The 21,203-nt window shown below is 64.3% G+C and carries 17 protein-coding genes; 12 read left to right on the forward strand and 5 right to left on the reverse strand.

All coding sequences use genetic code 11. The features are described 5' to 3' along the window. The first annotated feature begins 44 nt into the window (after nt 1-44). The 3 genes from AB5K84_RS33605 (at nt 45) to AB5K84_RS33615 (ending at nt 2,422) form a co-directional block, all read left to right on the forward strand. The gene (locus AB5K84_RS33605) at nt 45-902 is read left to right on the forward strand and encodes a VOC family protein (RefSeq protein WP_011085492.1); all 858 of its coding nucleotides are present in this window, start codon (nt 45-47) and stop codon (nt 900-902) included. Between the two features lie 78 nt (nt 903-980). Continuing rightward, complete coding sequence (locus AB5K84_RS33610; RefSeq protein WP_038965854.1) at nt 981-1,256, forward strand: hypothetical protein; 276 nt, start codon at nt 981-983, stop codon at nt 1,254-1,256. 203 nt (nt 1,257-1,459) lie between these two features. After that, entirely contained in the window at nt 1,460-2,422 is a 963-nt protein-coding gene (locus AB5K84_RS33615) for a lytic transglycosylase domain-containing protein (protein ID WP_011085491.1), read from the forward strand. A gap of 45 nt (nt 2,423-2,467) precedes the next feature. Here AB5K84_RS33615 and AB5K84_RS33620 read toward each other — a convergent pair whose 3' ends face one another. Further along, nucleotides 2,468-3,451 carry a Bug family tripartite tricarboxylate transporter substrate binding protein gene (locus AB5K84_RS33620; protein ID WP_063921424.1) on the reverse strand — a complete coding sequence of 328 codons (984 nt, stop codon included), beginning with the start codon at nt 3,449-3,451 and terminating at the stop codon, nt 2,468-2,470. Between the two features lie 197 nt (nt 3,452-3,648). Between AB5K84_RS33620 and AB5K84_RS33625 the strand changes: the two genes are divergently transcribed. From AB5K84_RS33625 to AB5K84_RS33640, 4 genes are all read left to right on the forward strand, one after another. Then, a complete protein-coding gene (locus tag AB5K84_RS33625; protein ID WP_162494070.1) occupies nt 3,649-3,876 on the forward strand; it encodes a hypothetical protein in 228 nt (75 codons plus the stop codon). Beyond that, nucleotides 3,873-4,478 carry a hypothetical protein gene (locus tag AB5K84_RS33630; protein ID WP_011085489.1) on the forward strand — a complete coding sequence of 202 codons (606 nt, stop codon included), beginning with the start codon at nt 3,873-3,875 and terminating at the stop codon, nt 4,476-4,478. The genes AB5K84_RS33625 and AB5K84_RS33630 overlap by 4 nt, the downstream gene beginning before the upstream one ends. Nucleotides 4,479-4,507: 29 nt before the next feature. Further along, nucleotides 4,508-4,744 carry an HGGxSTG domain-containing protein gene (locus tag AB5K84_RS33635; protein ID WP_269465758.1) on the forward strand — a complete coding sequence of 79 codons (237 nt, stop codon included), beginning with the start codon at nt 4,508-4,510 and terminating at the stop codon, nt 4,742-4,744. A gap of 505 nt (nt 4,745-5,249) precedes the next feature. Beyond that, on the forward strand, nt 5,250-7,400 hold the full coding sequence (locus AB5K84_RS33640) for a hypothetical protein (RefSeq protein ID WP_162494069.1): 2,151 nt from the start codon (nt 5,250-5,252) through the stop codon (nt 7,398-7,400). Nucleotides 7,401-7,968: 568 nt separating this feature from the next. On the opposite strand, the gene AB5K84_RS33645 is transcribed toward AB5K84_RS33640, so the two are convergent. Then, a complete protein-coding gene (locus AB5K84_RS33645) occupies nt 7,969-9,393 on the reverse strand; it encodes a TAXI family TRAP transporter solute-binding subunit (protein WP_038965862.1) in 1,425 nt (474 codons plus the stop codon). Between the two features lie 322 nt (nt 9,394-9,715). Between AB5K84_RS33645 and AB5K84_RS33650 the strand changes: the two genes are divergently transcribed. From AB5K84_RS33650 to AB5K84_RS33670, 5 genes are all read left to right on the forward strand, one after another. Then, nucleotides 9,716-12,679 (forward strand): hypothetical protein, encoded by a 2,964-nt coding sequence (locus AB5K84_RS33650; RefSeq protein WP_011085486.1) that lies wholly within the window; start codon nt 9,716-9,718, stop codon nt 12,677-12,679. Between the two features lie 306 nt (nt 12,680-12,985). Further along, a complete protein-coding gene (locus AB5K84_RS33655) occupies nt 12,986-13,135 on the forward strand; it encodes a DUF1127 domain-containing protein (RefSeq protein WP_244441950.1) in 150 nt (49 codons plus the stop codon). A 247-nt stretch (nt 13,136-13,382) separates the two neighbouring features. Continuing rightward, on the forward strand, nt 13,383-14,630 hold the full coding sequence (locus AB5K84_RS33660; RefSeq protein WP_011085485.1) for an MFS transporter: 1,248 nt from the start codon (nt 13,383-13,385) through the stop codon (nt 14,628-14,630). 116 nt (nt 14,631-14,746) lie between these two features. Continuing rightward, on the forward strand, nt 14,747-15,940 hold the full coding sequence (locus AB5K84_RS33665; RefSeq protein WP_038965859.1) for a M20/M25/M40 family metallo-hydrolase: 1,194 nt from the start codon (nt 14,747-14,749) through the stop codon (nt 15,938-15,940). Between the two features lie 81 nt (nt 15,941-16,021). Beyond that, nucleotides 16,022-17,170, forward strand: coding sequence for an amidohydrolase (locus AB5K84_RS33670; RefSeq protein WP_038965860.1), 1,149 nt, complete (start codon nt 16,022-16,024; stop codon nt 17,168-17,170). 44 nt (nt 17,171-17,214) lie between these two features. Here AB5K84_RS33670 and AB5K84_RS33675 read toward each other — a convergent pair whose 3' ends face one another. From AB5K84_RS33675 to AB5K84_RS33685, 3 genes are all read right to left on the reverse strand, one after another. After that, the gene (locus tag AB5K84_RS33675; RefSeq protein WP_133415009.1) at nt 17,215-17,475 is read right to left on the reverse strand and encodes a hypothetical protein; all 261 of its coding nucleotides are present in this window, start codon (nt 17,473-17,475) and stop codon (nt 17,215-17,217) included. 171 nt (nt 17,476-17,646) lie between these two features. After that, nucleotides 17,647-20,142 (reverse strand): two-component system VirA-like sensor kinase, encoded by a 2,496-nt coding sequence (locus AB5K84_RS33680; RefSeq protein ID WP_011085482.1) that lies wholly within the window; start codon nt 20,140-20,142, stop codon nt 17,647-17,649. Then, the gene (locus AB5K84_RS33685) at nt 20,139-21,065 is read right to left on the reverse strand and encodes a cytochrome-c peroxidase (protein WP_038965864.1); all 927 of its coding nucleotides are present in this window, start codon (nt 21,063-21,065) and stop codon (nt 20,139-20,141) included. The genes AB5K84_RS33680 and AB5K84_RS33685 overlap by 4 nt, the downstream gene beginning before the upstream one ends. Nucleotides 21,066-21,203: the final 138 nt, after the last annotated feature.

Genomic DNA, 21,203 nt, shown 5'->3' on the forward strand with positions numbered 1-21,203 from the left:
CGTGCCGTCCAAATTCAATCTGCATCTGCCGCGGGGAAATCACAGTGGCCCTCAAGAACGTCATCGGTATCGACCACGCCGTGGTCATGGTGAAGGACCTCGACAAGGCCGCCGAGAACTACCGGCAGCTCGGCTTCACGGTGTCGCCGCGCGGCACCCACAGCGCGCATATGGGCACCGGCAACTACACCATCATGTTCGACCCGGACTATATGGAGCTGCTCGGCGTGCTGGCCGCGACCGAGCAAAATGCGCCGGCCCGCGCCTTCCTCGACACACGCGGCGAAGGCATCGAGCGTATCGCCTTCACGGCGGTCGATAGCGCCGCCGGCGCAGAGGAAATCCGCGCGCGTGGCCTGACGCCGATCGGCCCGACCGATTTCGAGCGGCCGGTGACGCTGCCTGACGGCACGGTCTCGGCGGCGAAATTCCGCACCTTCATGTGGCCGACCGCGGAAGCGCCGGGCGGCGTGCGCATCTTCGCCTGCCAGCACAAGACCCGCGAGACTGTGTGGATCCCCGAACTGATGAAGCACGCCAACGCGGCGAAGCGGATCAAGCAGACGCTGATCGCAACGCCCGAGCCCGCGAAGGAGGCCGCGCACCTCGCGCGCCTGATCGACCGCGAACCGAAGACCGAGGCCGACGGCGCGGTCACCGTGCCCTCCGGCGGCGATCGTGCCGACTTCGTCTATTTGACGCTGGACCAGCTCGGCAAACGTTATCCCGGCGTGCCGCTCGCGGGCCTCTCCGAGCGCGGCGGCGCGGCGCTGGTGCTGGTCAGCGGCGATCTCGCCGCGACCGAGAAGGCGCTGGGCACGGCAGCGCTGCGCAGCGGGTCCGCGATCGTGGTGCCGCCGGCCAAGGCCAACGGCACCCTGCTCGCCTTCGTTGCCAGCTGATTTGAACTAATTCTTTAACGTGCGTTTACGCGGCGGCTCTAGGCTTCTGGCCTATCCACGCCGCCCGGAACCAGACGCATGTTTAAAGAGGGATCGCCGATCGTCTATGACGCGCCGGCAGAACTGAAGAAGTGGCCATCGCTAAAGGGCGAGAGGCAGAAGGACCGGGGTCCGCCCTATCTCGTCTACAACGGCACGCTCGCCGACTGCGTCCGCGTGCTCATGGACAAGCCGATCAAGGGCATCTCGCTCTACGACATCATGACGAGGCCGCAGCCGGCCTTCGACCAGACCGTGCTGTCGCCCGGCGATGCCGCCGAGATCGCGATGCGCAAGGACTTTCCGAAGGACTAGCCTCCGTGCCACCACTCGCACGTCGCATTTGCTCGCGGTCCCCGTAGATCCGCGGGGCCGGCGGCGCATGTTCTGCGGCAGGCCCCCGTACTAACACCTGCCCTCGTGCGGAATCGCAGCTTCGCCGCAATTACGGTTAATGAAGTCCTCCTCACCGGCGCACGCGCTGGTCGTTCCCCCACAGTTCGAGGACTCTTACCGAGATGCGATTTGTCGTCGCGGCTTGCGCTGCGTTCCTGATTCTGATGTGCGACGTCGGCTCGTCGTCCTCCTGGCAGCCGTCAAGCATCGACCACGCTGCTCTCAAGACTGATCGCGGTCCTTCTCTGGTTCCCCTCGCCGAACTCTTCCTCGCAAGCGTGCAGGCCATTGAGCTGGCAAATGCGCGCGCGGCCTACGTCGAGACGATCGAGCCGGTCCCCACAGTCGAACCCGTCGCGCAGGCCCCGCTTTCGCCGACCGAACAATTCTGCCACGCGCTTCGCGAAGCCGCCGAGGCCAGCGGCATTCCCGTGCCGTTCTTCGCGCGCCTGCTCTGGCAGGAGAGCCGCTTTCGTTCCAACGAGGTCAGCCCGGCCGGTGCGCAGGGCGTCGCGCAGTTCATGCCGGAGACGGCGGCCGAGGTCGGGTTGGATGATCCCTTCGATCCCATCAAAGCGCTGCCCGCATCGGCAAAATTCCTGCGCAAGCTCCGTGACGATTTCGGCAATCTCGGCCTCGCCGCAGCCGCCTACAACGCAGGTCCCGGTCGCATCCAGAAGTGGCTCGCCAGAGAGAGCGAGCTGCCGCGCGAGACGCGCGACTATGTCCGCATCATCACGGGCACCAGGGCCGAGGACTGGACCGAGCGCGCGGAGGCTCTCGCAATCCGGATCGACCTGCCGCGCGAAGCGCCTTGCGAAGGCGTTGGCAGCCTGTCCAAGACCAAGCACGTCGCCTGGGTTCCGGTCAACCTGACACCGTCGGTCGTCACCATCATGCGCAAGGCCGAGCAGCTGGCGGCGCGGCTCTCGGCGAGCCGTGCACGCAAGCGGTTCGCAACCTTGCTGCGCAGGAATGCCGGGGCCCACGGCAAGGCACGGAGCATGATCGCGGCCCGCGCGGCCGGAAAGAGTGCAAAAGCTCGTGCGATCCGCTTTGCGGCGCGCGAACGCTCTTCGAGCTAGCTCACACCGGCTTGTCACCCGCGCCCTCGGCGCGACAGCCGCGCCCTACTCCGCCTTGATGTTTGCCGCCGCCACGACCTCGGCGAGCTCCTTGGTCTCCTTCGCGATCTTCGCGGCGTACTCGGCCGGGCTCAGCACGCTAACCACGCCCTGCGAGCCGAGCTTCTCCGCAACCGCCGGATCCCTGGCGGCGGCGACGATCTCCCGGTGCAGCGCCTCCAGGATCGGCGCGGGGGTCGCCTTCGGCATGAAGAAGCCGACCCAGAACGACAGGTCGAAGCCGGGATAGCCTGCCTCCGCAACCGTCGGCACATCGGGCAGCGACGGCAGCCGCTCGGCGGAGGACACCGCGAGCGCGCGCAGCTTGCCGGCCTTCACCAGCGGCACGGCCGACAGGGGATCGAACACCGCCAATACCTCCTGTGCGAGGATGCCGACCTCGGACGCGGCACCGCCGCGATAGGGCACGTGGATCATCTTGATGCCCGCCTTCTGGCCGAGCAGCTCCATGGCGAGATGGGCGAGGTTGCCGTTGCCGCCGGAACCGTAGGCAAGCTCACCGGGCCTCGCCCTCGCCGCGGCAACGAGATCGGCCACGGTCTTGATGTCGGCCGTCCTGGGATTCTCCGGATTGACCACCAGCACCAGCGGCGCCGACACCACTGTGGTCAACGGCGCGAAGTCCTTTTCCGGGTCGTAGCGGATGTCCTTGAACAGCGTCTTGTTGAGCGTGATGGTGGACGAGTTGCAGGCGAGCATGGTGTAGCCGTCCGCATCCGCACGAGCCACGCCTTCGGCGGCGATCATGCCGTTGGCGCCGGCGCGGTTCTCGACCACGAAGGGCTGCCCGAGCTTGTTGCCCAGCCGGTCGCCGATGATGCGAGCGACGACATCGACCGGCCCGCCCGCGCTGAAGCCGACCATGATCTTGATCGGCCGCGTTGGATATTTCTGCGCGAGGGCCTCTGTCGCCGGCGCACAGGCGCACAATCCGGCGATGACTGCCAGCAGGCGAGCCGTTCGTTGCATTCGTTCTCTCCCCAGACTTCGGCGCCGCGTGTGCGTGCTTGTTGGTGCGGCGCGCTCGGGGATCATGATGAGCGGCCGCACGGGATTGCGCAATCGCGTTTCCACACACGACGCGCCTCGCAATTCCGTCGCACGGCACGTAAGCGCCGGCTCAAAACAAAAAGCGCGAAAACAACCCCATGCACAGTAGCCGGTGCTTGGAAGAACAAGGACTTGCGCGCTTCGCAACGCCGTTTGACTCGTCGGGCAAAACACCGGCAGAATGCCATCATCGCAACCATCGTCAGCGTGACGGCCACCCTCATCCGGGCCGCCTCGACGTGGTTGCGCATAAGCCCTTCATCGACATCCCGAAATTCGCATCCGCGCGCAGCAGCGAACGGTCGCTCGCGCACGCCTGCGCCAGCAAAGGACACAGCACATGACAACAGCACCGAACCGCCGCATCACCTCGCCGCTTGCAGCAAGCGATCGCGGCGGCCCCGCCGCGAGCCCGCGGATAAGACTGTACAAGCGGCGCATTGCGATCACCCATCCGGACCCGCAAGCCGGCGAGCGCCTGCTGGCCGAGGCACTCGGTGCCGTTGACCGCGACGCGCTGCACGGCATTCTCAGGCAATTGGTGAAAGCGAGCGCGGTCGGACAGAAACCCGATGAGGCCAATCTCGCCTTCATGGTCTCGATGATCAGGAGCATCGCACCGAAGGATTCCATCGAAGCCATGCTGGTGTCGCAGATGGTCTCCGTGCACCTGGCGACGATGCGCTGCGCCTGTCGCCTCGCCTGCACCGACAACCTCCCGCAGCAGGAAAGCGTCACGCGCGCATTGACCCGGCTGACCCGCACCTTCGCCGCTCAGGTCGAGGCCCTGAGCCGCCACCGCAACAGCGACGAGCGCGCGATCACGGTGCAAAACCTGTCCGTGCAGGACGGAGGACGAGCGATCGTGGGCAACGTCACGCAGCATACGAACGTGCTTGTTGCGGAGGCGAGCCGGAGCGAGGCAACGCAAGGCGCCACCCCATGACCGGCGGCCACACCCGCAACACGGTCCCGATGCGCACCAGCCCCCGCTGCGGCGCCCGAACCCGCGACGGCAGCCCGTGCCGCGCGCCAGCGGCGCACGGCAAGACACGCTGCCGCATGCACGGCGGCGCGCTAGGGTCCGGCGCGCCGAAGGGAAATCAGAATGCGCGCACGCACGGGCTGTTCGCCGGGGAGACGATCAGCGAGCAAAGACAGGTCCGGATGATGCTAGATGAGGCGCGGAAGCTTCTGCGGGAGTTGCGGTGATACCCAATAGTTGAAAATCAGGCGGCCGCCGGCCACAGCGAACGGCGCAAAATCGATCCGAGCCGGGAACACCAATTGATCCGGGGGCGACGGGGTCTCGACATTTCTAGGGTTGTAAGAGAGTATTCGCACACTAGGCCCGAACCAACAGGCCGCGGTGCGCCGGGGATCAAGCGTGCAAGATTTTGCAAGCACGGAAGACGTCAACCGTTGGCTAGCGGGTCAATCGCCTGAGCAGACAGTTGTCTTTGTTGCTCGGGCGGCTCTGCGAGTCATACCCGCGTTTAACCTATCCTATGGAGATAACTTCAGTCGGGCGCTGCAGATGTTTCGTTGCGCCGACTCGACTTGGGCAGTCGCCGCCTATCCCGGTTATCGGGATAGGCTGATCTCGGCGGCGCTGAACACTCTCGATTCCGTAGAACCTCGTCCCCAATGGTTGCAAAGATCTGAGTCTGCTGCCATCTCCGCGGTCGCAACAACGGCCTCTCACGGAAGGAAGAGGATGTCCTCCGCTGTCGAGGCTGCGAATTCGGCCATTGACGCGGCGGAGCAGAAAGGTGGCAAGAAGGGTCTTCACGAGATGTTGGCCGCCCTCGCCAGCGAGGCGGCGCAACTCGATCAGGGGTTTGAGCCGGTAACGATAGCAAACCAGCAACTCTGGCCAATGCCTAAACCCCTCCTCCCTGCTTGGGTCGGTAACGGATGGGAGGCGCTAAAGACAAGACTCCTAGCCACACACGAGAATTGGGAGGTCTGGATCAGCTGGTATGAAGACCGGCTATTCGGCAACGCACCCGATACCATTCTCGAGCTAACTCGCGCCACAGAGGTCCCTGATGCAGCGTGGAGAAAAGGACCGAAATCGGCCAACACCTTCATTCGGCAACAAATTAATGGCGTCCACCTGGAGACCGACAACGACAGCCCACCCGATCCCAGGGACGCAGTCGCCTTTCAACAATGGCTGTCGGCAAAGCCGCGAGAGTGGGCGAGCGTGATGGGAAATCGGGAGGCGCTTCGCCTATTTGCGACCTTAGGCGCGTCTCCCGGCGATACTACTCTGCTCGCCATCTTTCGCGCGATTTCGGCGTCCCGCTACGCCGTGCTTCATCCCAAAGAGATCAAGCTCGCGGCTGATGCAGCCGAGTTTCTCTCCAACCGTCAAACCCAAATGACCATAACTGCCTATTATGCAGCTTCGGCAGTTGGTGCCGACGATGCAGCGAGCCGTGCTACAAGTATCATTTCCGATCTCGGTCGCGGGCCCAACGAATCTGCTCGAATTGCAGCTGTTCTCCGAGATGCCTTAGCGCTCGTTCGCGGAACGTCTCCACAGGAGTTGGCCCGCGCGCCACTGTGGCGGCCAGCAAACGAAGGAGGGGCACCTCCTGCAGCAAGGCAAGCATGGAACAACCTCTCTCAAGTGCTTCTCGAAAACGGTAAGCATTGGCAGGTCTGGGTGGATTGGTACGACTATGTACTTGAGGGATCACCGCCATCTAGCCGGCGCAACGATGCGTGGGAGACGGCGTTTGTCGGCAGCCCAGAGCCGTTGCCTTGGGACGCTGGCTCTCAGGCGGTCAACACCGAGATCAGCGCCCGAATCAGAACGCACTCTGGCTCACGTGATGGAAGCCATCAGTCGACAGAAGTCCAATTGCCGCAGATCCCACCGCAAGGATACGGACCTCATTTTGAAATAGGTGAAAACGGCGTCATCACCTTCGCTCCGCCCCAAGCGATCGATCGCCAAGGCAACAATGTAGCCCGTCTAGAAAAACTACATCCGATTCTGCGTACTCTAGCGCGCGAAGTTGTTGAAGCGCTTGACCACGGGAACGTTCCTCACCGTTACCTGAGAGATCGCGTTGACGCATATCGGGAATTAGTCAATCAAAATATCGATTCCGTTGACTTTGCGAGACTATATGTGGAGGGCGTTCGACTCGCGAATGCGATGAGAACAACTCTCGCCGACGAAGAGCTACCGAGACTCGCGCATCCAATTCACGAACGCCTAGACTCGTTGCTCCAACTGCACGGCGCTTTCGTATTGGCAACGGCGGAAGGCATCGAAGTTATCGCCGCTGAAGAGCGTTACAGACGGACACCAGGAGAGGAAGTTGAATACAGGGACGCCGCCGTTGGCTTTGCAGAAAGCTTGCAAAATGAGCCCAATATCATTGATCCAACAGCGGCCTCATTTGCTCTTGGTACAGCCGAGGAATTTGCGAGAGGAGCCAATCTCGAACGGAGTGCCGTAGTTGCCAGCGGTACTATTAAGAATTTAGCTATTGTAGTTTCAACTGCCGGAGTGTTGGGAGCGGCGTCCACCGCGGCAGTTTCATCGGGATCACCAGCCATGATCGTTGGCAGCGCAGTCTCCGCGCTCGTTTTCGGCGAGGGCTTGAAAAAGTCAAAGGCGTTCACCGCTTTGGCGAGCCAAATTACAAAGCGCCTCGATGAAGCGGTTGACGCCAGCGCTTTGGACGCACTCAAAGGACTCGGCGAAAGATTTAGACCACAGCTTACGTTCGTACTCGGAATTGAACCGCAACTACGACGGCTCGCGAGCCAACATGAAGAGCTCGAATGGCTCAACAAAACACTGGATTGGATAAGCCATCGCGGAACCCCGAGATTTGACGAATGAAGAGCATCAAGACGATCTAACATCACGTTCTGTCGCCCACGCCCCGTCGTGACCGCCGACGTCCCCATTTGGCAACCGCATCCATCATGCACCCAGGAAACTTCTCGAACTCGATGGTCGGCTACTAGCCGACTTGGGCCTATCAAGGACCACAGTTGAAGAGGTGCGCAGGTCTCCGTTGTATCTCGAAGCGTGGCGCCGCAGCCTATGAGGGGCCAATGTCCCGAGATGGAGTCACAAGCGCCTGACAGCGATGACTAAGCTCGTTGGATGGGCTGAGTTCTTCGCGAAACTCATCCTCGTTGGAATCGGGTTGAGGGGTTTCGTGTTGCTCTACCGACGAGCTGAAGGTTCGAACGCCGCAGTCTCGAATAGCCGGGCTGCTTCCCCCATTGGCACCCTCCCCTCAATCATGTCCTCCCACCCAAAACCGTCACGGGACGTGACACTCATGGGGACCACTGCCGCTGACGACGCCGGAGGCGCCAGCTGCGCGCTGATCATCGCGCACGGCCACGGCGGCCGCCGGCGCGGCGGAATCCGCAACGGCCGGTTCAAATGGCCGCCCTTATCCTCGCAGCGTGGAGCCTGCTGTCGCGCCTCGAACGGTTTCGAAGCTGGTTCGTTGCAACGCGGCTCGCCTCTCGGCAATGGCGTTGCTCAAGAGATCGAGCACCAGCCCGAATGCGGCGAGTTCCTCTTCCTCGACAGCGCCGTCATCGTAGCACTCGAGGGTTTCAGCGATGATGGCGTCCGCCTCACGCTGCAGGGTCAGCAGTTCCTGGTTGGATTCCGCGGTCCGCGCGCTCGCGACCATGGCCAGGATTCTCTTGCGATGGCTGGTGTTGTCCTCCCTTTCCTCGCGGTTCAAATAGCGGCGCAACCAGGCGCCGGCCGAGCCGATCCCGGAGAGAAGCAGGAGCCCGAACCAGAAGTAATCGCCGTACCGGTCGAGAAAGGTGCGTTCGTTGCCGTCGATGACGGCCGCCGCTCCCCGATGGACGGGCAGCTCGGTGTCCTTCTCGAGGTCCGGCTTGCTGATGTGAGCAGCGCCAGGTACCTGCCGCGCAATCGCCTGACGGACGGCAAAGAGCTGCCGGAAAAACGCGGCTACCGTGGTTTCGGACACGCTCTTTCTGGCCACGATGAGGTGGCTGACGCTGACCGTCTCGACCTTGTCACCCGGCCAAGCCGGATCCGCATTGAAGACGCTGGGCGGAATTTCCTCCGATTCATACCGGGGATGCCTCAAGGCGATCGCTTCCGATGTCTCGATGGCGAGAAATTTCGGCTCGCCGCGGGCCCGCGCCGTAGCAGCAACGGCGTCGGATGTGATCTTGCTGTCGAGTGGCCCGACTGCCATGAATGCATCGAGGGCGGGATCGCGCGCCAGCTCCCCGATCTGTTCAGTGCCAAAGTGCGTCACAGCGACCTTCTCAGCGTCCACGCCGGAGGCGCTCAGGATGACCCGCAGCAACGCGGCATTCACGGGGGTCCGCCCAATCACGCCGACACGGTGCCCCGCGAGATCGGCGACCTCCTTGATTTTCGGCGACCGCTTTCTTTTCGCGCCCTTGCCCGCAGGCTCGGAGGGCGCCCACAGCACGACGAAGTTTTTACGCACGACGGCGACGGTCTGCGCCTCGGCGGGCATTTCCAGATCACCGCGGCCGACGGCAAGGTCCGCCTTGCCAGCCCCAAGCAGGGCGAGAGACTCCACCGCGCCGTCAGTTTTGATCGGAGACAGCCTGACGGTTCGACTTTCCCTTCTGAAGGCATCGGCCATTGCCTCGACGACTTTGTAATCGTCGCTGCCCGGCGGTCCAACGGCGATCCGCAGAACCTCCGGCCGCAAAGCGTAGTAAAGCGCACCCGCGGCCGCACCGAAGACAAGAAATCCAACGGCGAGAGCGAACAGTAAGGAATTGCTCCTCCTCCGCTCTCGGCGGGCCGCCTCACTGGTCGTCTTGGTTGCACTCTCGGTGGAAGACATTGCCGCCGCCAGCTGCAGATCCAGGTCCCCATGATACCACATCTTGCCGGGAATAACGTTCTGACGGCCGGCCTGGTTCATCGTCTCAGGCAGCGGCGTCAGACTCGTTTTGATGGACAACGTGCCTTGCGTCACGACCGCTTCCATGCGGCAGCCATGACAATTTCTACGTGTTTGTGAATTGCTTCACACGCTTGCTGTCGCCGGTGCCGCTAGCTTGCTCCGGTCAAGCTTACGCTCGGCCCGCCGACCAGAACTGACCCAGCGGAGACACTGAACAGGCCGCTTGGGCCGATCTCAGTGAAACAGGGGGAGAGGCGTCATGGGGGCATTGAACCTTTCACAGGTCCTTTGGGAGGAGCGGCGGGCGCTCGCGGGCGTTCGCCTGGAATTCGCACCAAAAGATCCCGACATCTCGCCGACACCAGCGCAGCCGGCATCCGGCGCTTCGCAGACACCAACCCAACCGCCGTCCGCGACATCGCCGCAACCTGCGCAGCAGCCCTCCCAAACACTGCCCAGACCATCGCCGACGGACCCGGTCCCGGGAAAACTCCTCGACGTCTACCAGGCGTTGAACGCGGACGACCGATGGGCCCTGTGCCTTTCCGGCGGAGGAATCCGCAGCGCGGCGTTTGCGCTCGGCATCCTGCAACGATTTGCGGCGCTGGAGGTCACGTCGAAGCACCAGGGCGGGAAGACCGGCTCGGCTCTGACGGAGTTCGAGTATCTGTCGACCGTGTCGGGCGGCGGTTATATCGGCAGTTGGCTATCAGCCTGGCTCCATCAGGAGCGCGAGCGTCGCTCCAGTCCGGGCACGGTGGTGTCGGCGCTCAATCGGCGAGACAGCGTCGGTCAACTCGGTGATCACGAAGAAGCCGAGCCGGTTTCCAACCTCCGGCGCAACTCGCACTTTCTCGCCCCCAGCTTTTCGCCGATTTCTCCCGACCTGTGGAGCGACGTTGCCGGCGTCCTGCGCAACCTGTTCCTGAACTGGGTCCTGCTCGTTCCTCCGATGATCCTTGCGGTGCTCATCACCAACGCACTCTACTTTGCGGTCATCGATGCCGACAGCATCAGACGCGAGAATACGTCGGCTTGGTTCCTGGTTGTCATGTTCATACCAACCCTCTGCTTTCTGGCGTCCTTGTCGTTCTCCGTCGCGAACCGTCCCGGCCGCGGATGCATCAATGTCTCGCAACCCCGGTTTCTCGTTTGCGATCTCATGCCCTTCCTTGTCGGTGCCGCGTTGCTGGTCTTCGTGTTGCGGAGCCAATACGGTCTGTCGATGCTCACGGACGTGACCACGGCCGTCGGGTTCAAAGTCGACAAGCAGGTCGAAAAAGCTCAATTTTACGCCGTCGTGGTGCTTCGCGGCGCCATCCTTGGCGTTCTATTCTTTCTTGCCTCCTGGGTGCTGGCGCGCTTGTGGACCCTGGTCTTTGGAAAGTCGGCCCGCCCACCGCTCGCGGCTCGTCCCAAGCATCCATGGATCGATCTTTTCGCCTGGTGCGTCGCCGGCGCCGCTTTTGGCGTGCTGGGTGCCGCGGGACTGGTCTTGCTTTGGCATTACGGCCCATCGGGTTCCGTTGCCGCGACGGCGGGTTTTGCCTGCGTCCTCGGCCTGCCCTGGATCGTGATGGCGCGGATCGTCGCCGACGTGATCTACATCTCGTTTGCCGAATTCCTGTCCGAGGTGGACGTCGGGCTCGAATTCCAGGCGCGGTCGAGCGGACTCTTCACGCTGGCCTATCTCGGCTGGCTGCTGTGGTTCGGGCTCGTGCTTGGGGCGCCACCGGCCGCAAGATGGATCGAGAGTCAGCTTGGCAGCGCGTTCGTCCCCTCGCTTGCGACCGGGGGAGGTCTTTCAGGCCTGCTTTCCGTCATCCTGGGAGCGAGCTCGAAGACCAGGGCCGCCGCCGAGCAGGCGTCGGGCGTTCGCCAATATCTCGGGCTCAACACGATTGCGGCGATCGCGGCGGGAATTTTCGCGTCGGTCCTGGTCGCTCTACTGTCCATCGGCTGGGACAGGGCGTTCACACTCGCGGCTGGCGCCGATCATCTACCCTGGAAAGTCGTCCTCATAGCCGGCGTCGCGCTCGGCGTGCTGATCTATGCAGCCTCGCATGTCCTCAGCATCAACCGCTATTCGCTCCACAGCCTCTACCGGAACCGACTGGTTCGCGCCTTTCTCGGTGCGTCGCGCAAAGAGAAGGACCGTGACAAGACCAAGAATGCCTTTACGGATTTCGACGGCCGCGACAGCCCGTATCTGTATGAACTCTGGGAGCATGGCGTCGCACCGACGGGGGCCAATTGGAAGCCGTTCCACGTCATCGGCGCGGCACTCAACCTCGTGTCGTCCAGGAATCTGGCTTGGCAAGAACGGATGGCGGCGCCCTTCACGTTCTCGCCGCTCCATTGCGGCAGCGGCAGCGCCGTATTTTCGGACGGTGCTTACCGGACGACCTACGCGACGACCAAGCAGCCCCGGCCCTACGGCGGAATGCTCACCCTTGGGACCGCCATGGCGATTTCAGGCGCGGCCGTCAGTCCGAGCATGGGCTACAACTCGTCGCCGGGCGTCGCTTTCCTGATGGCGCTGTTCAACGTGCGCCTCGGCTGGTGGCTGGCCAACCCGCGCGGCGACAATGCCTACTACGCGGAGGTCAAGCCGACAGATGCGCTCCGGCCGTTCTTCATGGAGATGTTCGGCCTGACCAGCGAGACCGAGCGCTGGGTCTACCTGACCGACGGCGGGCACTTCGAGAACCTCGGCCTCTACGAGATGGTCCGCCGGCGCTGCCGCGTGATCGTTGTCAGCGACGCCGGCTGCGACCCCGATTATTCCTTCGAGGATCTCGGCAACGCGCTGCGCAAGATCTGGATCGATCTCGGCGTGCGCATCGACCTGCGGGGCCTGGACCTGCTCAAGAAGCGCTTCACGGAACGGCCAAGCCCTGCAACGAAAGCGCCTTACTGGGCGGTCGGCGATATTCTCTATGGCGAGGCCGACGGCGGCACGTCGCAAAACGGACTGCTGTTGTACTTCAAGTCGGGCCTGCACGGCACGGAGCCCATGGGCGTCCTGAGCTACGCGATATCCCACCCGACCTTTCCGCACGAGACGACGCTGAATCAATTCTTCACGGAGTCGCAATTCGAGAGCTACCGCATGCTCGGCTACGAGATCGCGGAAAGCGCATTCGAAGCCGGAGGCGGTCTTTCGACCGGCGCGTCCACCAAGGCGCCGCCGACTTTCGTCTCGATCATCAAGAACCTCTAGGACCGGATCGCAAGGTCACAATCCGGAATAAGGGGCCTGCCCTTCCCCAACCGCTGCTGCGGATGACTGAGTTCATATTCACTGACTATCGCTTGAGCACCCACGGAGCGTGTGATACATAGATCGCTCGGGACATTGACAACCGCCCGATGAGCTCCCGCAGCCAAGTGTTGTTTCGCTCCAATATGGAGGTGAAACATGTCTTGCGGCAGCACTACTTCCAATTCCGCTTACATCATCAACCCGCCCTCACTGCCTCTTCCCGACCTGCGATGGTGGAAGCTTCCACTTGTGTGGCTGGCTGGAATGGCGTGCGCGTGGGAACGACGGCGCCAGTACGGGGAACTTCTCGAACTCGATGATCGGCTGCTCGCCGACTTGGGCCTATCGAGGAGCACTGTTGAAGAGGTGCGCAGGTCTCCGTTGTATCTCGAAGCGTGGCACCACAGCCTATAAGGGGCCAAGGTCCCGAGGTGGCGTCACAAGCGCCTGACAGCGACGACTAAGCTCGTTGGATGGGCCGAGCTCTTCGCGAGACTCATCTTCGTTGCAAACGGGTTGAGGGGTTTCGTGTTGCTCGACCCACCCGACGAGCTGAAAGTTCGGACGCCACAATCGCGAATAGCCGGGCCTGCCCTTCCCCCATTGGCACCGTCCCCTCGATCATGTACCCCAGCCAAAACCTTCTCGGGACGGGACACTCATGGGGACCGCAGCCACTGACGAGGCGGGAAGCGCCACCCGCGCGCTGATCTTCGCGCTGGTCGCGCTCGCCTGCGGTCATATGCTTTCGACCTTGCTGCGCACCATTCCGGCCATCAGCCTCGACCTGATGGCGGCGGACTTCCATATCGAGCCGCAGGCGCTGGCGAGCCTGACCTCGGTCTATCATTTTGCCTTTGCCGCCGCGCAGATTCCGGTCGGCGCGGCGATGGATCGCTTCGGCGTGCGGCCGGTGTCGCTCGCCCTGCTGGCGGGAACCGTGTTCGGCGCGGTCGCGTCGGGCTTTGCGACAGGCCCCGAGAGCTTTGCGGTCGGCCAGCTCATGCTCGGCGTCGCCACCTCGGGCATGCTGATGTGCCCGATGACGCTCGCGGCCAAGCAATTGTCGGCGGCGCGATTTGGACTGTGGTCGGGCGCGATCCTCTCGATCGGCAATATCGGCATGCTGCTGTCGTCGAGCCCGCTCGCCTTCGTGGTCGACACCTGGGGCTGGCGGGCCGGGTTCTGGGTCTCCGCAGCTGGCGGCGTCGTGGTGGCGCTCGCAGTGTTCGCGCTGGTGCCGAACCAGCCGGCCGAGCACAAGGACCATTCATCGCCGATGGCGCAGATGATCGAGGTGCTCAGGCTCGGCCTGTCGCGGCCGCTGCGCGGCCTGATCGCGCTGGCGCTGGTGTCGCTGGCGAGTTCGCTGGTGCTGCGCGGCCTGTGGGGCGGACCATGGCTGATGGAGATCAAGGGATTGTCGCGGGTCGAGGCCGGCAACCAGCTCGGCGCGTTCACGCTGGCGATGATCGTGGGGCCGCTTCTCATCGGCATGATCGACCGCAGGATCGGCCGCCGCCGCGAGCTGGTGGCCGGCACTCACGCGTTCGCGGCGCTGCTGCTTGCGCTGATGGCGTTGGGAGCCCCGCACTTTGCCGTTGCATGGCTGTTCGGCGTGACCGTCATGCCGCCGCACTACGATCTGGCACTGTTCGTGCTCATCGGGCTTTTCACCTCCGCCCAGCCGCTGCTGTTCGGCATGTCCAGGCAACTCGTCGACGCGCAGGTCGCGGGAAAGGCACTCGCTGCCGTCAATCTCGCCTTCTTTCTCGGCACCGCGCTGATGCAGTCCGTCACCGGCGCGGTGGCGGCGCTCGCGGGGCTGCCGGCGGTGCTGCTGTTCATGGCGGCAGCTCTCTTCATCGGCGTGCTGATCTTTTTGACTTATACGTCGCCGCGTTCGTAGGATGGGTAGAGCGCTTCGCGAAACCCATCATCTTCGCACACGGGTCGATGGGTTTCGCTTCGCTCTACCCATCCTACGAGCCTGCGCCGCTACCTGCATCAAGGGAATTCCAGTCCATGCCTGTCGACACCAAAGCCGCCACCGATCGCCTCATGCGCTTCCTCTCCGTCGAGGGCGTCACCGGACAGGAGGCGGCAATCGGGCGGGAGCTCACCGCCGCGCTGAAGCAGAGCGGCGTGCCGGCGAAGGCGATCCGGCTCGACGACGCCAACACCCGCATTCCGGTGCCGACCGAGACCGGCAACCTCATCGTCGACCTGCCCGGCCGCGGCGCGCTGCACAACCAGCCGCGCATCATGTTCATGACCCACATGGACACCGTGCCGCTGTGCGCCGGCGCCAAGCCGAAGAAATCGGGGCGCAAGATCGTCAACGAGGCGAAGACCGCGCTCGGCGGCGACAATCGCTGCGGCTGCGGTGTGCTGGTGACGCTGGCCGCCGAACTCGAAAAGCAGAAGCTCGATCATCCGCCGATCACGCTGCTGTTCTGCGTGCGCGAGGAGAGCGGGCTCTACGGCGCGCGCCACGTCAAGCTCGACGAGCTCGGCTCGCCGGTGATGGCGTTCAACTACGACGGCGGCTCGGCCTCCAACGTGATCATCGGCGCGGTCGGGGCCGACCGCTGGACCGTCGAGATCTTCGGCCGCGCCTCGCATGCCGGCGTCGCGCCGGAGCGCGGCATCTCCTCGACCATGATCATGGCGCTCGCCCTTGCGGACGCGAAGGCCGGCGGCTGGTTCGGCAAGGTGGTAAAGGGCAAGCAGCAAGGGACGAGCAATATCGGCCCCGTCACCGGCGGCGAAGGGCGCCCCGCGGGCGATGCCACCAACGTCGTCACCGACTACGTGCATGTGCGCGGCGAAAGCCGCAGCCACGACGGAAAGTTCTTCAAGGAGATCACGAAAGCCTACAAGGCCGCGTTCGAGAAGGCCGCCAAGAAGGTGACGAATGCGCAGGGCAAGTCCGGCAAGGTCAAGTTCAAGGCCGAGACCGACTATTACCCGTTCCGCATGAAGGACAACCTCCCCGTCGTCAAACGCGCGGTCGAGGCAGTATCCGCGGTCGGCGGCACCCCGAATGTCCGCGCCGCCAATGGCGGCCTCGATGCCAACTGGATGGTCCGCCACGGCATTCCGACCGTGACCTTCGGCGCCGGCCAGAACGAAGCGCACACGGTCGACGAATGGATCAATCTCGACGAATACGACCGCGCCTGCGCGCTGGCCGTGCAGCTTGCGACGATGCGGTGAGCATGTGAGCCTGCAGGATGGGTCGAGCGCAGCGAAATCCATCCTACGAACCTCCGCCAACCGACACGAGAGATCCGTATCTTGACACCCGAACTGCACCAGAAACTGACCGCGTGGCGCCGCCATTTGCATGCCCATCCCGAACTGTCGCTCCAGGAGAAGGCGACCGCGGCCTTCGTGCAGGACAGGCTCGCCGAGCTCGGCATTCCCTTCGAGGCTGGAATCGGCGGCCACGGCGTCGTCGCGACCTTGACGCGCGGGCACGCGCAGGGCCGCGTCGGCCTGCGCGCCGACATGGACGCGCTGCCGATCACCGAGGATACCGGCCTGCCCTACGCCTCGACGACATCAGGCGTGATGCATGCCTGCGGCCATGACGGGCACACCGCCTCGCTGCTCGGCGCCGCGGCGCTGCTCGCCGCCGACACCAGCTGGAGCGGCACGGTCGATTTCATCTTCCAGCCGGCCGAGGAGGGCTATGGCGGCTCGCGCGCGATGGTCGGCGCCGGGCTGTTCGAGCGCTTCCCGATGGACCGGGTGTTCGGCTTCCACAACTGGCCGGGCCTTGCCGCCGGCACCATCGCGGTCCATGACGGCGTTGTCATGGCTTCCGGGGGACGCGTCACCATCACCATCGAGGGCCATGCCGGGCATGCCGGCATGCCGCATCTGACGCGCGATCCGGTCATGGCAGCCGGCCATCTCATCGTGGCGCTGCAGTCGATCGTGGCGCGCAGCGTCGATCCGCTCGACACCGCCGTGCTCTCGCTGTGCACGATCGAAGGCGGCACCGCGCCGAACCAGATCGCGGGCAAGGTCGCGATCCGCGGCACGCTGCGGTTTCATCGCGAGGCGGTGAAGGACGTCCTCCTCGCGCGGATCGGCGAGATCTGCGCCGGCGTCGCCACGAGCTTTGGCGTCAAGGTCACGCCCGAGATCGTCATGGGCGTCGGCGTCGTGGTCAACACGCCTGATGAGGCGGGCCTTGCGCGCCTCGCCGCGGAGAAGGTGCGGGCCGAGGTCAGGCGCGACCTTGCGCCCAGCATGGCCGGCGAGGATTTCGCCTTCTACCTCAAGCAGCGGCCCGGCGCGTTCGTCTGGATCGGCAACGGCGACTTGCGCGACGGCGCCGAACTGCACGGCCCGCGCTACGATTTCAACGACGCGATCCTCCCGGTCGCATCGGGCTGGATGGCCGAGGTGGCCAAGACGGCGCTGGCGTCGAACTAGCACGGGGAGGCGGCGGGCCCTGTGCACGCCGCCATCCGGCATGATCAGCAGCCGCGGCAGATGATCAGCTTGCGGTCGATTTCGGCGTCGAGCCGTCGCAGCTCGACGTCGACGAGCGTCGCCTGCACCGGCTCGGACAAATCACCGGGCCGCGGCTGCCGGTGCCCGATGGGGGCTTGCCGGAAAAGGTCTGCGAATTTTGTCGGTGGAGGATTGCCGGGCGAGGCGATCCGCGTGGGGGCGCTCCCTCCTGCCCTGAGACTCGAAACCGGCCAGAACAACAACGCAGCTGCGACGGTGGTCACGCCAAGTCTGATTGACATCATCTGTCTCCTATCGCGGTGACGCCTGCGCATTCGCACCTTGCGAACACGCGCCTGCGAAAGATAGGAGATCCCGGCTACCCGGCCATTTCGCCGGCGGTGATATCGCGTTACCACTGCAACCGCAGGCCCTGTCGTCGCGGGCCGGCGGGGCTAGGAAGCCCCGGCGGCTCGCCGCAATCTTCCGCTCGTGGCCGACGAGACGAGGCTCCGCGCCAGCGCGCTGGCGAGCTCCGCCGACGCCAGCGGGTGATGGACGAGCTCGGTGATGCCGGATGTCTTGAGCGACGGCATCGCCAGGTCGCGCGTCGAGGGCGCAGCGAGGATGATCGGCAGGGCCGGCGCCGCATCATGCAACGCCGCCGCGAGATCGAGCGAGGAGCCGCCCGGCAGATGACAGACCAGCGCCGCGTCGAACCGGGCGTGCGCGGCCCGGCAGGCGGCGATCGCTTCCGCGAGCCCAGTGAAGCCGACGGGCTCATAACCCAGCGCTGCGAGGATTTCCTCATAGCGCAACAGGCGGCGGCGGTCGGTGTCGATGACGAGCACGGTTTCGCCGGCCCCAAGGAACGCCGGATCCGAGCCGTGTTGAGCGGGCTGCGGCTCGACTGGCTCGCCCGATGGCAGCCAGATGTCGAAGCGCGTGCCGGCATCCGGCCTGCTCTGCACGGCGACGGCGCCGCCATGCTGCTCGACAATCTCGCGAACCGTCGCGAGCCCGAGGCCGTTACCGTCCGGGCGGGTGGTGAAGAACGGCTCGAAGATCCGCTCCAGCGTCGCCTCGTCCATGCCCGGCCCGGGATCGGCGACCGAAATGACGGTGAAGCGGCCGGGACCGACCTCGCTCCGCCCGATCGACAACGGCTTGACGAGATCGTGCACCTTGATGCGAAGCTCGATACGGCCGGGCTCCTTCATCGCCTGCGCCGCGTTGTTGCACAGGTTCAGGATGACCTGCTGCAATTGGGCCGGCTCGCCCGTCACGATGGCAATGTCGGCCGTCTCGTCCACTTCGAATGTGACGTGCGAAGGCAGCGATGCGGCCAGCAGCGATCTGGTTTCGTCGACCAGGGTCCTGAGGCAAACGCGCTCCCGCCTGCCCTCGCCGCGGCGCCCGAAGCCGAGAATCTGTTCGACCAGCTCACGCGCCCGCTCGCCGGCCCGGCGGATTTCGGCGAGACTCGCGGCCGGCCGGCTTCCCGGCGCGACCCGCGCATCGGCCATTTCGGCATGGCCGAGAATGGCGCCGACGATGTTGTTGAAGTTATGGGCGATGCCGCTGGCAAAGGTCCCGATGGTCTCCATGCGACGCGCCTGTTGCAGGCTTGCCTGGAGGCGCTCCTTCTCCCCTTCGAGGCGGGCCCGCCGGATCGCGTTGCCGATGGCGTCAAAGGCCATGCGAAACAGCGAGACTTCGGACCAATATGTGAGCGCACCTCCGCGCACCGCATCGAAGCCGAGAATTCCATCGCGGCTTCCGTAGGCCGCCATGATGCACAGCCAGCCGCTCACCCCCGCCTCGGTGAGCATCGCGTCATGGGGATGCGAGGCGTTCATCCTGGGGATATAGACGATGCCGTCTTCGCCGCCGTCCAATCGCGGTGCGAGGCTCAGCACCCGCTCCGGCCAGCCGGGCTCGAATGCGATGCCGTCGCGCGACCACCGATAGGTGTGCATCGTGGTGCCGACCACGCAGGCAAAATAGGCCCTGTCAGCGCCGATGCATCCGGCTAGCTGGCGAAGCGCCATCTCGACATCCGCATCGATTCCGTCGTTGCTCGAATTGATGAACAGCATCGAGATATTGGCGATCACGTGTTCGAATGCGGCGCGACGGCGCAGCGCCATGGCCCGTTTGCGCAACAGCATTCCGAAATAGATGATGCCGGAGAGCAGCAGCAGCGAGGTGATATATTGCAGCAACCGCGTCTTGCGCGCCGAGGCGCGCGCGGCAAGCTGGCGCTTCAGGATCACAGCCAGCATCGCATCCTGCTCGCGGTTGTTGGATTCGGCGACGAGCGTCTTCAGGATCGTGTCGATGTCAGGCAGAAGGTCGTGCAGCATCTGTCCGTGGAGCAGCAGCGCGTGGACCGAATCCGTCTCCGCCGGCGGCGCTTGAAGTTGCGCCAGCTCTTCCAGTCGGTCCTCGACCTGGCGCGCTGCGGCATCCGACGTATCGAGCGTCAGGCGGAGCATGGCTGCCGCCAGCGCGGAGGCGGCCGTCACCACCGGCCGGGACTCCGATGCGGCCAATCTGTCGCTGAACAGGCCGAAATAGGCAAAGGAGTTCTGCAGCAACGCGTTCCTGCTCTTGAACCGTTCGATCAGGCTCTCCTGCCGGTCGGCACGCGCCGACAGAACATCGATCACCCTGGTCTGCTCGGCGTCGAGGCCTGCCGTGTCGCGCAGCCGCGTCAGGGCATCGTCATAGGCATTTACCATATGCACCAGCGCATCATAGTTGCGCGACAGGCCGGCACGCGCGGTGAGGACCTCTCTGGTCATCCCGCGTTCGAACCGGGTGAAATCCCCGAGCGCCCGAAGCTGGCTGTCATAACGCGCCGAGTTGATGTTCAGCCCGTGCAACAGCAACCAGGTGAGAAGCCCGAGCACGAACGCGACGCTGATCACGGCGGGAGCGGATTTCACGGCGAGCCTCCGACGGGCGCGCCGCGATAGGTCCCGGTCAAGCTGTTGAGAAAGGCGACGAGCGCCTTGACCTGCTGGTCTGTCAGCGTCGCGTTCAACTGGGCCAGCGCCATCTTGCGAACCGCGTCATCGAGCGTCGGCGCGCTGCCGTCATGAAAATACGGCGCGGTCGTCGCGACGTTGCGCAGGCTCGGCACGCGCAGGATCCTGGGCTCGGGCGACGCGAGGGGATGGAATATGCCGTGCCGCTCGAACAGATTGCCGCCGACGTTGACGCCCTGATGGCAGGCGGAGCAACCCAGCGATTTGAACAGGCGGTATCCGTCCAGCTCGCCGGCCAAAAGGGCTGCGTCGTCGCCCTTCAGCCAGCGATCGAACCTGCTGCCCGGCGTGACCAGCGTGCGTTGAAAGCTCGCCAGCGCGTCGACGACATCGGCGCCTTCCGGACGGCGGCCATAGGCCGCGACGAAACGATCGCGCATGTCGGGATCGGCATCGAGCTTTGCGGCAACCTCCGCCGCGCTGCTGCCCATGGTGTGCTGGCTTTGCAGCGATGCCTCGATATCGGCCTCGAGGGTACGGAATTTTCCTTCCCAGCCGAAACGAAAGCTGAGCGTCGAATTGAAGACGGTGAGCGTGTTGAGCGCAAGCTCCGCCCCGTTGAGGCCGACATCGTGCCGCTTCTGGCTCGCGCCGTTCGTCGCGATATCGTGACAAGATTGGCAGGCGCGGGAATTGTCATGCGAGACCCGGCGATCGCCAAACAGCTTCTCGCCAAGGGCGACCTTGAGCGGGTCGGCGGCAGGGGCCGCGGGAATTGGCGTGATCGGCTCCCCGCGGTCAAATGCGTGCGCCGACGGCGGCTGCGACGGCGCGGGCGTGACTTCCACGCAGCACAGCAGCACCGCGCAAATGGCGATCAAGCCACCCCGATAGCCGGCGCCTGGTCCGGCTCCGCGAAATCCAGTCAATCGTCGCACCGTCAGTGATATGGGGGCGGGAGCGAAAGCAACCGCGCCTCTTCAAGTGCTTTTGATCGAGGCTCGATGATTTCGTGAATG

Origin of the sequence: Bradyrhizobium sp. 1200_D9_N1_1, assembly GCF_052075915.1 — a bacterium.
Taxonomy (GTDB): Bacteria; Pseudomonadota; Alphaproteobacteria; order Rhizobiales; family Xanthobacteraceae; genus Bradyrhizobium; species Bradyrhizobium diazoefficiens.